Source organism: Providencia huaxiensis, assembly GCF_002843235.3.
GTDB classification, from domain to species: domain Bacteria; phylum Pseudomonadota; class Gammaproteobacteria; order Enterobacterales; family Enterobacteriaceae; genus Providencia; species Providencia huaxiensis.
Genome location: NZ_CP031123.2, coordinates 2,360,617 through 2,374,936, shown reverse-complemented (window position 1 = coordinate 2,374,936; position 14,320 = coordinate 2,360,617). Strand labels below are relative to the sequence as shown.

Genomic DNA, 14,320 nt, shown 5'->3' with positions numbered 1-14,320 from the left:
TATAAACAGAGCGTACATTTTGTACATCCAAATAGCTTGTAATTTACATAATTTTTATTAGTTTTATGATCCTTCAACTAGAATTAAGTAGTATTACATTGTTTTTACCCGGGTTATCTATATTTTTGTAATTAAGAATCATCTATAGTGATAATTACGGTGTAAATGACTTAGTATGTATAAAATTCTGGTTTTTAAAATTGATTTTGTATTTCTAGATAGGAATAAATAATGAAAAAAGCGATTTTATCTGTAATGGCAGCGGCATTAATTTCATCATGTGCAGTCGCAACGGAGGATTTGGAAAAGATCGCGCCATACCCAAAAGCAGAATCGGGTATGACTCGTCATGTGATTGAATTAACCAAGCAACAAAATGAAAATGACTTTATGGTTGAGTTAGTTATTGGAAAAACGATCAAAGCAGATTGTAACCGCCAATGGTTTATGGGTGACCTAGACAGAAAGACGTTGGAAGGCTGGGGTTATGATTATTATAAACTTGACGAAGTAAAAGGCCCTGCATCTACTATGATGGGGTGTTCTGAACCTGCAAAAGACCGTTTTGTGACAACTCAATTAGGTGATGATGCATTTGTGCGTTATAACAGCAAATTACCGATTGTGGTTTATGCTCCGAAAGATATGCAAGTAAAATACCGTATCTGGTCTACAGACGATAAATTAATGGATTCAGTTACAAAATAAATATTCAAGAAAATGCCGCATTTAGCGGCATTTTTTATAGAACCAATTTAGCGAATAACGAAGACAGATGTTTTCGCATGGCGCACGATTGCAGAGGCTGTTGAGCCTAATAGATAGGTTGAAGTGCTTGGGTGATGAGAGCCAACAACAATGAGGTCTGCGCTAATGTCTTGCGCATAATCTAAGATTTCATCTTTAGCTGAACCAATACCAATTTTGCAGTGGATCCGTTCATCAGCAACTTTGATATCTTTAATGACTTCTTCTAATGCACGCATTGCAAGGATTGAACGTTCCGCAGAATCTTTGTTACTTTCTGGTAATGCGGCAATTTCAATACCAAAAAATAACTCAAGGCTCGGAATAACGGATAGAAAATGAATTTCGGCTGAGCTTAGTTGCGCTAGTGCCTCAACGTGTTTGATGATCTCTTGGTTTAATTCATCTTCTAACAAATCAATAGGGACTAGGATTTTTTTATACATAGCTACCTCATTTTCGTATTATTTAAAATTAATTACAAAAGGTTATCTACAATATACTATAAGTTAAATGAAAAGTAATAAATGCTATAACGTGCGCATTTATGGCGATAATCTAAAAATGACATAACTTATTCTTTGAAAAGAAAGAATAATTATTATCAACTCTCTGTGTTATTTACAAATCACACAGAGACTTTTAATAAAATATATGCGAATATTGCGGTAAGTTGTTTAACTAATTGATTTAAATGTATTATTTGAATGATAATTGTTTTGTTTTTCATTAAAGAACCCATTTTATGACTATGAATAATGCTTCAGCACAGAAAAAAAGTGATTTTGAAATTCAACAAATAAAATTTAAAGCCGCAAAAAAAAGCACATTAGTCAGTGTTGTCGTAAATATTTTCTTATCGATTTGGCAGATAATTGTTGGCGTTTTTTCTCATTCTTCCGGGTTAGTAGCTGACGGTATTCATACATTATCGGATTTGGTTGCTGATTTTGTGGTGTTGATAGCGAATAAGAAAAGCCACAAAAAGCCAGATGAAGACCACCCATATGGCCATTTTCGTTATGAAAATGGTGCGTCATTAATATTAGGTATTATTTTATTAATTGTGGGTGTGGGAATGGTTTGGTCAGCGATTGAAAAATTACTGAAACCTGAGTTAATTCCTGAAGTTCACTCAATTGCATTGATTGTCGCACTGATTGCTTTAGTCGCAAAAGAGGGGCTGTTTCGCTATATGCTGCATGTCGCGAAAAAAGTGAACTCCAGTATGTTAGTGGCGAATGCATGGCATGCTCGTTCTGATGCGGCTTCTTCCTTAGTGGTGGCTATTGGTATTGTTGGTAGCTTGTGCGGATTTAAAATTTTTGACCCACTGGCCGCGTTGATTGTGGGGACATTTGTTTTTCGGATGGGGTTTAAATTCACCAATCAATCCATGCAAGATTTAATGGATAAAGGTGCAGATGAAGAAACTTTGCAGGAAATCCGTTCTATTTTGGATAATATCAGTGAATTATCAGGGTATCATGATTTAAAAACACGTAAGTCAGGCGACTTTTTATTGGTAGATGTACATTTAGAGCTTGATGGAAATATGAGTATTACTGTTGGCCATGAGATTGCGGTAAATGTGCGTAAAAAGCTGATGGAAAACCCATTAATTTTGGATGTCATGACACACCTTGACCCATATGACAAAGAGATTAAGCATTAATTATAGGTTGATTTTATTTTCCGATAAGAACCGAGCATAAAAGTGGCTCGGTTTTTTATTGCAAGCTATTATGTAAAAAGGCTCCATTAATTATTGCACCTAGTTGATAACAAGGTGAAAATTAATATGTTGTTTCAGCACGGCACAATATAGTATTTTTCCAACGTAAAGGGCAAATATAGCAAGCAGCTCTTTATAGTAATTATTGAATGATTGAGGAAAAAATGCAGTTAACTCAAGAACAATGTCAGATATTTCGCGCCCCAAAGGTTATTGCCCTTACAAATCAAAATGGTATGAAGATTATTCTCAGTAGTCTAGGCGCTAGTTGGGTTAGCTGTATACTTCCATTAGTAACAGGTAAACGAGACGTTGTTTTGGGGTCACCCAATATGGCGAAACAGATGGAACAAGGAGTATACCTTGGTTCAACCGTTGGGCGAGTCGCTAGCCGTATAAATAATTCACAGTTCACGTTAAATGAACAGCGTTATCAGCTTGCGAATAACCAAGGTGTACACTGCTTGAATGGTGGAAAGCATAATTTTAGCCAGCGTATATGGGGTATTTTTCAGCCAACTCCCCAGAAGGCTATTTTTTCTTTAGTGTCTCCTGCCGGTGAACAAGGCTTTCCAGGTCGGCTAGAGGTTGAGGTGAGCTATGAACTCACAGAAGATAATCAAGTCGTTATTCACCATACTTATCAATCGACAGAAGCTTGCCCTGTTAACCTCGCGAACCACATCTACTTCAACCTAGCGGGGGAAGATTCGGTCAGAACGGCTTTGGAACATGATTTATATATTGGTGCAGACCAATTCTTGCCGACAGATATGGACGGTATTCCAACGGGCGAATGGCATAACGTGGCTGAAACCAATTTTGATTTTCGCCAAAGCAAGCGTATTGGCCGAGATTTTTTACAAGACGATGTGCAGCACCGCGTTGGTGGGTATGATCATGGGTTTATATTAAACGATGCATTAACCGACGGTGAGCAGACAGTGGCAACACTGGGGGCGCCAAATGGGGATGTATGGCTCAATATCGCAACAACACAGCCTGCATTACATGTATATAGTGGAAATAACCTGCTTGCAACATCGGGGAAAACTCGAACGTATGTCCCTTATTCAGGGGTAGTGTTGGCAACTCAGTTTCCAGCGGATGCCATTAACCATTCAGAGTGGGGAGAACAATACAGTTCGATTGCGTTTCCTCAACAAGTGTACCGAAACCAAACTCGCTACCAATTTGTTTTTTGATACCTCAGTGAATGTTCAGCGCCTCAATATTAAGGCGCTGAATTGAATTGCTCGCTAATAATTGCTTTAGACTTAAATAACAAATAAATCCATATATTCATTAACGGGCATTTTTTCTAGCATTGGTTTATCGAGAGAGGCTGTTAGAATTCGAATTTGTTGAGCCTCAGGGAATTGCCTTGCTAAATTAACTCTAAATTTATTTAATAATAATGGCATACCCTCTTTACGGCGGCGCTTGTGGCCAACAGGATATTCGATAACAACCTCATCAAGCACTTGCCCATCCTTCAATGTAATGGTTAATCCATTGCTAATCGAGCGTTTTTCAGGGTCATGATAGTCTTGGGTGAACTGTACATCTTCTGTGCAATGCATTTTTGCACGTAATGCATCAATACGTTCGTCTTTAGCAACATTGTCTTCATAATCAGCGGCCGTTAGACGACCAAAAATTAATGGGACAGCGACCATATATTGGATGCAATGATCCCTATCTGCCGGATTATGTAATGGGCCTTTTTTATCAATGATACGAATACAAGCTTCATGGGTACGTATGGCAATCGACTCAATATCTTGAGCCGTTTTTCCTAGTTTTTCGAGGGTTTGATGGAGTTGTAACGCTGCTTCTACTGCAGTTTGGGAATGAAACTCAGCAGGGAAAGAAATCTTAAATAACACATTTTCCATGACATATGAGCCATAAGGGCGTTGAAAACGCAGTGGTTGCCCATTAAATAAAACATCGTAAAAACCCCAGGTTTTAGCGGTTAACGCCGTTGGGTAGCCCATCTCCCCTTTTTGAGCCATTAAAGCGAGCCGAACCGCACGAGATGTTGCATCACCAGCAGCCCATGATTTGCGAGACCCTGTATTGGGGCTATGGCGGTAGGTACGCAGACTGTGCCCATCAATCCATGCTTGGGAGACCGCATTGAGAATTTGCTCTCTTTCCAAGCCCAATAAATGAGAAACAACCGCAGTTGAGGCCACTTTGACTAAAATAACATGGTCGAGCCCAACTTGGTTAAAGGCGTTTTCTAATGCGATACAGCCTTGAATCTCATGCGCTTTAATTAATGCCGTCAAAACATCTCTAATCACTAGCGGGGGCTTGCCTTTCGCAATATTTTCGCGTGAAAGCCAATCCGCAGTAGCTAAAATACCGCCAAGGTTATCAGATGGATGTCCCCATTCGGCAGCAAGCCAAGTGTCATTAAAATCAAGCCAGCGGCACATTGTGCCAAGATTAAATGCGCCTTGCACAGGGTCTAATTGAAATTGTGTACCTGGGATTTTTGTGCCATTTGGGACAATAGTCCCCGGGACGATAGGGCCTAATAATTTTTTACATGCAGGGTATTCAAGGGATTCCATACCGCAACCAAGGGTGTCGAGCAGGCAATGATAAGCCGTATCATAGGCGAGCTCAGAAATAATCGGGTAATCCATTACATAATCAACAATATCGCTGATCACTTTATCAAATTCAATTTGTTGCGAACGCACGGTTTGTGTTGTCATTAGGTTACCTTTTAACGCTGTTCTATAGGAATAAATAATTGGTTTTCAGGCCCAACATAGTTGGCTGAAGGGCGAATAATTTTATTATCTTGTCGTTGTTCAATAATATGTGCTGACCAGCCAGCGGTACGGGCCATAACAAATAATGGAGTAAACATAGCGGTGGGAATGCCCATAAGGTGATAAGCCACAGCAGAAAACCAATCTAAGTTTGGAAACATATTTTTTTCACGTTTCATGACAGATTCAATGCGATCTGCAACGGTATAAAGATGTCGATTTAGATTTTGTTCTGATAACTGTAAGGCGACAGATTTGATTATGGGATGACGAGGGTCTGCGAGGGTATAAACTGGGTGGCCAAAGCCAATGATAACCTCACTCTTTTTAACCCGGGCGATAATATCTTGTTCCGCTTCGTCCATTGATGCATAACGTTGCTGAATTTCTAATGAAACTTCATTTGCACCACCGTGTTTTGGGCCACGCAGGGCGGCAATTGCCCCTGTCATTGCAGAGTAAAAATCTGTGCCTGTTCCCGCAATAACCCTAGCTGCGAATGTGGATGCGTTAAATTCATGTTCTGCGTATAAAATTGCCGCAATATGCATGAATTTTTCCCATTGAGTAGGGGGCTTTTTACCGTGTAATAGATGCAAAAAATGCGCGCCAATCGAATCATCATCCGTTTGGGTTTCAATGCGTCGTCCATGGTGGCTAAAGTGGTACCAATACAACAACATCGAACCCAGTGACGCTAACAAGCGGTCAGCGATATCTCTAGCGCCAGAAAAAGGGTGTGATTCTTTTTCGGGTAACACACATCCCATCATTGATACGCCTGTACGCATGACGTCCATCGGGTGTGCGTTCGCCGGTATTGATTCTAAGGTTTGTTTGACACTTGCGGGTAACCCTCGAAAGGATTGTAGTTTTTCTTTGTATGCAACGAGCTCAGTTGCCGTAGGGAGCCTGTCATGGATGAGCAAATGTGCGATTTCTTCAAATTCACATTGTGTGGCTAAGTCGTGAATGTCAAACCCGCGATAATGCAGGTCATTACCATTACGTCCAACGGTACAAAGCGCTGTGTTTGCAGCTGCTACACCAGAAAGTGCAACTGATTTTTTAGGTTTAAATTGAGGTGCTTCAGTACGACTAAGTTGTTCATTCATCATTTATTCCTTGTAGGGGACAGAAGAGATGCAACTTTGAGTAATGATAAGTGTTTAAAAATTATGATTTCTTTTGGGAAAATAGTGCATCCAGTTTTTGTTCATAATCGTAATAATGAATACTTTGATACAGTTCTTCTCGAGTCTGCATTAGTGGAATGACACTTTTTTGCGAGCCTTCTTTACGTAACGTTGTATAAACCTGTTCAGCTGCTCTATTCATGGCTCGAAACGCAGACAGTGGATATAGCGCAATGGCAATACCCACATTGCGTAATTCATCAAGGGTAAATAAAGGGGTTTGGCCAAATTCGGTTAAATTGGCCAGTACGGGAGCGGAAGTATTACTCGTAAACTGTTGATACATAGAAAGTTCAGTGATTGCCTCTGGAAAAAGCATATCCGCACCGGCTTCTATGTAGGCTTGTGCACGTTCCAGCGCGGCATCGAGGCCTTCGACCGCTAATGCATCGGTTCGAGCCATAATGACAAAACTGTCATCAGTTCGTGCATCAACGGCTGCTTTGATGCGGTCGACCATCTCTTGCGTCGATACAATCTCTTTATTAGGGCGATGGCCACAGCGTTTTGCGCCTACTTGGTCTTCAATATGTAACCCGGCTGCGCCCGCCTTGTAAAATGATTTTACCGTGCGTGCGACATTAAAAGCAGAAGGGCCAAAGCCAATATCAGCATCAACCATTAGTGGTAAGTCACATACGTCAGTAATGCGTCGAATATCAATTAAAACATCATCTAACGTTGAAATACCTAAGTCCGGCATGCCCAGTGACCCAGCAGCAACGCCACCTCCAGATAAATAAATAGCTTTATAGCCAGCTTGTTTAGCAAGGAGTGCGTGGTTGGCATTGATGGCCCCAACAAGCTGTAGTGGAGATTCTTGGGTGATAGCCTCGCGAAACTTTTGACCTGCACTAAATGACGACATAATAGCCTCATGTGGTGTTAATTAATTGTAATTAAATTGAGATAACTATAGTCATATAGCAATTGACGTGCCAACCTTGAGTTAAATTACGTACAGGTAAAAAGTGTTTAAAATCAATGGCGTGATGATTTTCTCGATTTGTGATAAGAAAAACAAATTTAAAATAATCGGTTGGCATGTTTCATTGAAACCATATATTGTTAAATGAAACAAATTTGAAACGTATTGAGAAGGTAGGGTGATGGTGGAAAAACCCATTATTTGGACGGTTTCAGTGTCCCGGTTATTTACATTGTTTCGAGATATCAGCCCTGAATTTAGTGAGCAAGCGGAAATCACGCCGCTCAATCTTGGTTTTGAACAGGCGGTAGAGGCTGTTCGTCAACGACTAAAGGATGGACACTGTGACGCCATTATCAGTGCGGGTTCAAATGGGGCTTATTTAAAAAGCCATGTTTCAGTCCCTGTTATTATCGTGAAAATCAGTGGCTTCGATGTTATGCAAGCATTGGCTAAAGCCCGAGAGATTAGCGATAAAGTCGGGATCATCAATTATAAAAAAACGTTGTCTTCATTAGATGAATTTCAGCAGCGCTTTGGTTTACAAATCGAGCAGCGGAGTTATGTCACGGCAGAAGATGCAAGGTCTCAGCTTAAAGCACTAAAAGCTATGGGGATTTCTGTTGTCGTGGGGGCTGGGTTAATCATGGACTTGGCGGATGAAATGGGGATGACTGGGGTTTTTGTCTATTCCACAGAAACCATACAGCAAGCATTTTCAGATGCTATCGAATTAAGCCGAATGTCGAGGCGTGAAAACCATTCGCAAGGTAAATACCTTCCCCCTAACCCCGCAAAAGTTCGTTATACGATAAACGACCTGATTGGTTCGTCATTATCGATGGAGCGTGTTAGGCAAACTATTATGTTGTATGCACGTTCTGATGCAACAGTATTGGTTCAAGGCGCGAGTGGAACAGGAAAGGAGATGGTGGCGCAAGCTATTCATCACGAATATACCTTATTTAATCAACATAAGCGTAGTAAACAGCAAATGCCTTTTGTCGCTGTTAACTGTGGTGCGATACCTGAAACATTATTAGAAGCAGAATTATTTGGTTATGAAGAAGGCGCCTTTACTGGCTCTCGTCGCGGTGGCCGAGCAGGACTATTTGAATTGGCGAGTGGGGGAACTCTGTTTTTAGATGAAATTGGTGAAATGCCTATCGCATTGCAAACAAAGTTGTTGCGGGTTCTCGAAGAACGCTCTGTAGTACGAGTCGGTGGGTATAAACCGCTACAAGTGAATGTTCGAGTCATTTGTGCGACCCACTGTGATTTAGACCGTTGGGTGAAAGAAGGGCATTTTCGAGCCGATCTATTTTATCGGCTCGGGGTGCTGAGAATGCGCGTGCCTGCGCTCAATGAACGTGGTGATGATATTTTAGTATTAGCGGAGCGGCTACTTAAGTTAGCCTTTGCTGGATTGGTCTTGCCACTCCCTGCTTTTCGCGTGCAACAGCTGTTAAGTTGTCGTGACTATTTTCTCAATTACGCGTGGCCAGGAAATGTTCGTGAGCTGCGAAATTTAATGGAGCGGGTGGCTCTCTATTGTAGCGCATACTCCGAAAAAGCCATCAGTGAGGAAATGTTAGCGAGTTTGTCTCCTGAGCGCAAATGGGAAGCAACTAGTCATGAGGTTGTTATTGATAAAAGTAAGGAATCACTCACTGACGTGATGGCTAGGTTTAATGGTGACCGCAAAGCTGTAGCTCAGTATTTAGGTATTAGCAGGACAACCCTTTGGCGGCGACTTTCTTCACATTCCTAATCATCCTTTGAAATGTCTGGGAGATCCGCTTATTGGCGACCAATCAAAATGGGCTTAATTTTTATTATTAGAAAATTTATTTCTCTATTTTAATTAAAAAGTGAAATAAATTGTTTTAGTAAATTGAGCAAGGTGAATTTGCTTCATCGATCAGCTTATGCAGCAGGAGAAAACAATAAATAGTTTTTTTTGTGATTAAGCACTTTTTAGGTATTTTATATTTAGTTTAAGTTGTATCTAAAAGTAACAGAGGTGGCTTTATTTGCGGTTTTTATAATTGGCTGTTTTTTAAGTGATTATCTTCTTTTTTCTGCCATTTTTGATCTGGATTCGCTGACATAAAAAACGTGATTTTTCTCACATAAATTATTTTGTTAGTCACCATTAGATTTTCTCATTTTAACTTCATGATTGAACGTTCTATATTGCGCTCAAATTAGTCTTATCTTTGTTTTTTTACTACTGCACTAATCGCCGAAATGTGTTCTTTAATTAGGAACACAATGTTGTCGTATTCTACGATGTAGTTGCAGCGCATATTATTTATTTTGTTAGTTGGAGAGTGGGGCGTGAATCAGTCCACTACTATCATGCGCAAACGCGACAATGCATTCGTTCCTGTTGCAGGGTTAACGATTTTTGCTATTGCATCGGGTTATTTAATGAGCTTAATCCCATTATCGATGGGAAGCTTTGGTATTGATACGCAATATGCGGGCTGGTTAGCGAGCGCGTATTATATTGGTCTATTAATTGGCTCAATGTTAATTGAACCAGTTATTGCCAAAATAGGCCATCGCCTTGCATTTATAGGTTTCTTATTGATGCTTGCCGCGACAGTTATCGTACTGCCATGGGCACCGACCATTGAATCTTGGTTACCGAACCGCTTAATTGCGGGGGTAGCAGTAGCGGGTATTTTTGTGGTTGTCGAATCTTGGTTATTGATTGGTGATAACCCGAAAGAGCGCGCTAAGCGTTTAAGTTTTTATATGACGTCATTGTATGGCGGAACAACGCTTGGGCAGCTTGCTATTGGTGTCATTGGAACCCATGGTGCCTATCCGTTTATGGTGGTACTAGGGCTATTATTATTAGCGGTAATGCCACCGTTATTGGTACGTCAAGGCCAGCCAGATAGTGGTTCACATCAAAAATTGTCATTGAAGAAAATTGCTCGTTTAAGTAAACCTGCAATTATTGGTTGTATGGTTTCTGGTATTACCATGGGGACTATCTATGGGTTAATGCCGTTATCATTGAAAAAAGACCAGTTCACCACCGACCAAGTGGGGGTGTTGATGGCTTCAATTATTCTTGGTGGGATGTTAATACAGCCAGTTGTTAGCAAATTATCTATTTTAATGAGTAAAACCTTATTGCTTGCCATGGTTTCATTATTAGGTGTTTTTGCTATGGGGGTTATTTATATTTCGAGTGACTACTTGGTGATGATTGTCGCTTTAGCGTTACTCGGTATGTCAACTTTTGCCTTATACCCTGTAGCGATAACGTTAGCGTGTGATGGCTTAGACTCCTCCTATATTGTTGCTGCAACCCAAGTGATGCTGTTTAGTTACAGTATTGGTTCAGCGATGGGACCTATCGCTGCGGGGACGTTCTTAGGCCAATATAATGGGTTAGTGAATTTCTTCTTTATTGTGCTGTTAGTGACTGCAATTTATATGTTAATTGCTAGCTTACGCCGCAAAGCCAGTGTGTTAGCAAATTAATTTTGTCGACATAAAACTGATTAATAAAAGGCTCTGTGAGTTATCTCAGAGCCTTTTTTACGTTTTAATTATTTCTTTTTACTTGCAGCTGAAGGTGCAAGTTGTGCTTCGATGGGTAAATGCCTTGTGTTACGTACAATACGTTGTTCCCAAAGTTCTCCCAATTTGAAATCCCATGACAGGGGTGATATTTCTGTTCTGCCTGCATTTGGGGCGAAAGTGAGTTCACTGAAATACAACGTATTTTCATCAGACATCAAAAAGTCAGCTCGGCAATAATCAAAGGGTGTGACGAGTATTTCTGCTAACCGTAACATTTCTTTGAATAATGGTGGCTCAGATACGGGTTCCATCATGTTTGGATAACCAAAAGTCACGGGTTGCAATTGCCAGTTGGTATCGTAAATATTAATAAATTCATTGCCAAATTCATCGGAGTAGTCAATCTCTGCATAGACAGGCTTGCCAGAGAAGCAGTGGATCCTGCATGTTTCAGGCACTAACTTTCGGTTTTTATTAGCGAATAAATCAATATATTCTTCACACATAATCTGTGCGGGAATCGTTTTATAATGGCGCTCTCGAGTAATATAGTAAAGATTTTTAGTTAAGTGAAAATCCAATTTGCTTTTAGCTTTTGGCCAATCAAATTGCGCTTTATTGCGACAAATAATGCTACTGCCACTATCATGATTGCATTTTAAAACAAAACGCTCTGGCAGTTTATTTATATCAATTTCATCGACATTTTTATAAGTAGCTATAATAGGAACTAAATATTCATTTCCTATTGTTCGGGAAATATATTCTCTAACGGTGAGTTTATCCGCAAATTGTGAATATAATGGATTTTTATCTCGTAGCATTCTAAAGTTGACCTTCTCATTAAAGCTTTTTGGTGCTTTAAAGTCAGGGCGATAATTGAGTTTTTTAGTGAATTTATTAGAGAGATAGATATTATCACTCATAATGAGTGTACGTAATTTTTTTATAAAATACTCTGCTTTTTTCATGCGAGCACCAACCATTCTAATATTGTAGTGTGTAAATGAAATCTAATTTTTATTTGATTATATTTTTTATAACTTAAATAAAGCATCAATAAATGTAACGACCAATTTAATAATCTCTTAATCAATAAATAGTAAACAAAAGATAAATAACAGCCATTTTGTTAATAATAGCCGGGAATCTGTCTGCTTTTATATCAATAATTCAATCGATTGTTTTAATTATTCGACATTAATAATGTGGAAATTGCTATTTAAAGTGTAACAAAGGTAAGGAAGATAAACCTTAAGGGTTTATTTAGATATTATCTCTAAACCCGTGGGCTCAGAGATAATAATTGAGAAGGTTATTATTTTCAAAATGACTAATATTCTTACTGTAATGGCGGTTGCCCCATTTTTTTTAGGAATCGTATTTGAGCCGCAACGAGTTGTTTGTAATCAATACAGCGGTATGGCATATCATATTGTTGCGCCAGCTTAGCTAAAATTTGAGCTAAAGCAGGGTAGTGACGATGATGCCAATGAGGAAAAATATGATGTGTAAGGTGGTAGTTTAATCCCCCTGTTAAACGCCATAAATAGTGGGGGGTAGGTAGCCAGTCACAAGCCGTGACAAAATTATGGTGGTACCAGCCATGCTGAATTTGTTTATCTTCAGGCGCAGTGAAAAACTGTGTCTCTGCCCAATGTGTGCCTAGTAATAAATAAATTACAAAAATGGATGCGACCATTTGGCTCAATAAGTAAGTGATAAATATTGTTGCTAAGCTGATCCCATGGCTGTGAGCTACGAACAACGGGAGGCCGAGCATCAGTATTAAATGGCATATTTTGCTGCCTAAAAATAGCCCCCAGCCCAGTTTACCCTCGAGTACTTTCTGCGTCTTTAAGCGTGTTTTCCCAGTCCTATCGGACCAATCAAATACGAGAGCTATCCATGTGAGTGACAACGATGCAATGAAAGGCCAATAAATATGCTGATATTTCATAAAAGGCCGCCACCGTTGAAATGGCGTTTGGCGGAATATACCATTTTCTTCAGTGTCTAAATCGTAATGTTCGATGTTGGCGTAGTGATGGTGATAATGAACGTGACGTGTACGCCAAAACTCCGGTTCTAAGCCTAATGGCAATGTCACCAAACGGCCAAATAACCGATTTTTCCAGCCTGATTTAAATAGGGTATTGTGGCAGGCATCGTGCTGGCCAATTACATTTAATAACATGATAAGTAAAACAAATACAAAATAGGACAATATGTAAATTGAGGTAGATGTTGTCATGAGTGTTGGAAGATAACTCAGAAGGGCAACAATAAATAAGACTCCAATTATAGTAAGGTCAGCTAGGCTGGCATACACGTGATCTTGTTTAGCTTGCAGATATTCCTGACTTGCTTGTTTTAATGCGATATGAAATTGTTGTTCGTTAGCATTTGAGAACGTGAGTTCGAATTCAGTGTGATGCATGCGACTCTCATTTGATGTGATCTTCTTTTAATCAAAGAGTATATCCATACTAAGTTAATCATCGCAAAATAAATATGACAGGGGAAGAACGTTTCGACCTATTCTGAATCAGATTTCATCGAAAGTAATAAATTCCGACAATTTAAATAAGTGTTTTTGATGGAAATAAATATAAATGAATAATTCCAGCCGTATAAACGGTAAAATGTGAGTTATGGATTAATTAAACTGATATGTTTTTTTATGGGCGACTCAGTAAAACATGTATTATCAATCTATTGAAATACAAAAAACGGGCTACATCCTTGTAGAGAAATCCTTTAGCTGTAAAGTATCAGGGAAAAATATGTCTGTCTGTAATAAATCATGTGAAAAAATGATTTCATTTGCTTTCCTATGTTAATAATAAATTGCGGTTATCATTTTTAGTTGGTTTACTTGAATTGCTCGTTATATTTATCTTGCTTAAGCTAAATTAGGAGCTTACCTATATTAATAATGTGTCAAAGTGATGAAATAGTTACTGGTAAATTATTTCTTGAATTAGGAATGTAATATGAAAAAAATACTGTTAATAATTTTATCAACACTGATTATTCCAGTATCCGCTCAAGCAAGTTATAAATACTATGGTTGTGATAAAAAAATCTATCAACTAGAAAAACAACTAAAATATGCCAAAATGCATGGGAATCGAAATAGGGTTGCAGGATTAGAGCGTGCGATTTCAAATGTACAAAATAACTGCTATGACCATTATTCTGGAGCGACAGGCCCAACTAAACTAAATCATCGATATAGTTTTACTGAAACTGATCATTTAGAGCAGCAGATAGAGGCGTTACAAGATGAAATCGAACGCTTAAAAGCCGCTAAAAAATAATGTAATAGGTAATATTAAAACCCAATATTATTTATAGAATAAAACCGTGTTGG

Annotated in this window: 12 protein-coding genes; 6 read left to right on the top strand and 6 right to left on the bottom strand. The window is 39.1% G+C overall.

The window, feature by feature from the left end:
- Positions 1-231 precede the first annotated feature (231 nt).
- Positions 232-708 carry a serine protease inhibitor ecotin gene (eco, locus tag CYG50_RS12660; RefSeq protein WP_102137442.1) on the top strand — a complete coding sequence of 159 codons (477 nt, stop codon included), beginning with the start codon at positions 232-234 and terminating at the stop codon, positions 706-708.
- 47 nt (positions 709-755) lie between these two features.
- Here eco and CYG50_RS12655 read toward each other — a convergent pair whose 3' ends face one another.
- Positions 756-1,193 (bottom strand): universal stress protein, encoded by a 438-nt coding sequence (locus CYG50_RS12655; RefSeq protein ID WP_102137443.1) that lies wholly within the window; start codon positions 1,191-1,193, stop codon positions 756-758.
- Between the two features lie 299 nt (positions 1,194-1,492).
- Between CYG50_RS12655 and CYG50_RS12650 the strand changes: the two genes are divergently transcribed.
- Positions 1,493-2,422, top strand: coding sequence for a cation diffusion facilitator family transporter (locus CYG50_RS12650; protein ID WP_102137444.1), 930 nt, complete (start codon positions 1,493-1,495; stop codon positions 2,420-2,422).
- A gap of 224 nt (positions 2,423-2,646) precedes the next feature.
- The gene (locus CYG50_RS12645; RefSeq protein ID WP_102137445.1) at positions 2,647-3,687 is read left to right on the top strand and encodes a galactose-1-epimerase; all 1,041 of its coding nucleotides are present in this window, start codon (positions 2,647-2,649) and stop codon (positions 3,685-3,687) included.
- 72 nt (positions 3,688-3,759) lie between these two features.
- Here CYG50_RS12645 and CYG50_RS12640 read toward each other — a convergent pair whose 3' ends face one another.
- The 3 genes from CYG50_RS12640 to prpB form a co-directional block, all read right to left on the bottom strand.
- The gene (locus CYG50_RS12640) at positions 3,760-5,214 is read right to left on the bottom strand and encodes a bifunctional 2-methylcitrate dehydratase/aconitate hydratase (RefSeq protein WP_102137446.1); all 1,455 of its coding nucleotides are present in this window, start codon (positions 5,212-5,214) and stop codon (positions 3,760-3,762) included.
- An 11-nt stretch (positions 5,215-5,225) separates the two neighbouring features.
- Entirely contained in the window at positions 5,226-6,389 is a 1,164-nt protein-coding gene (prpC, locus tag CYG50_RS12635; protein ID WP_102137447.1) for a bifunctional 2-methylcitrate synthase/citrate synthase, read from the bottom strand.
- A 61-nt stretch (positions 6,390-6,450) separates the two neighbouring features.
- Positions 6,451-7,338: a methylisocitrate lyase gene (prpB, locus tag CYG50_RS12630; protein ID WP_102137448.1), complete on the bottom strand. Its 888-nt coding sequence runs from the start codon at positions 7,336-7,338 to the stop codon at positions 6,451-6,453.
- A 241-nt stretch (positions 7,339-7,579) separates the two neighbouring features.
- Between prpB and prpR the strand changes: the two genes are divergently transcribed.
- Positions 7,580-9,169, top strand: a complete 1,590-nt coding sequence (gene prpR, locus CYG50_RS12625; RefSeq protein ID WP_375373105.1) for a propionate catabolism operon regulatory protein PrpR — start codon at positions 7,580-7,582, stop codon at positions 9,167-9,169.
- A 590-nt stretch (positions 9,170-9,759) separates the two neighbouring features.
- On the top strand, positions 9,760-10,902 hold the full coding sequence (locus CYG50_RS12620; protein ID WP_102137449.1) for an MFS transporter: 1,143 nt from the start codon (positions 9,760-9,762) through the stop codon (positions 10,900-10,902).
- 68 nt (positions 10,903-10,970) lie between these two features.
- On the opposite strand, the gene CYG50_RS12615 is transcribed toward CYG50_RS12620, so the two are convergent.
- Both CYG50_RS12615 and CYG50_RS12610 read right to left on the bottom strand, forming a co-directional pair.
- Positions 10,971-11,915 carry an ATP-grasp fold amidoligase family protein gene (locus CYG50_RS12615; protein WP_102137450.1) on the bottom strand — a complete coding sequence of 315 codons (945 nt, stop codon included), beginning with the start codon at positions 11,913-11,915 and terminating at the stop codon, positions 10,971-10,973.
- A 371-nt stretch (positions 11,916-12,286) separates the two neighbouring features.
- Positions 12,287-13,384: a fatty acid desaturase family protein gene (locus CYG50_RS12610; RefSeq protein ID WP_102137451.1), complete on the bottom strand. Its 1,098-nt coding sequence runs from the start codon at positions 13,382-13,384 to the stop codon at positions 12,287-12,289.
- A 556-nt stretch (positions 13,385-13,940) separates the two neighbouring features.
- Between CYG50_RS12610 and CYG50_RS12605 the strand changes: the two genes are divergently transcribed.
- Positions 13,941-14,267: a DUF1090 family protein gene (locus CYG50_RS12605; protein WP_102137452.1), complete on the top strand. Its 327-nt coding sequence runs from the start codon at positions 13,941-13,943 to the stop codon at positions 14,265-14,267.
- Positions 14,268-14,320: the final 53 nt, after the last annotated feature.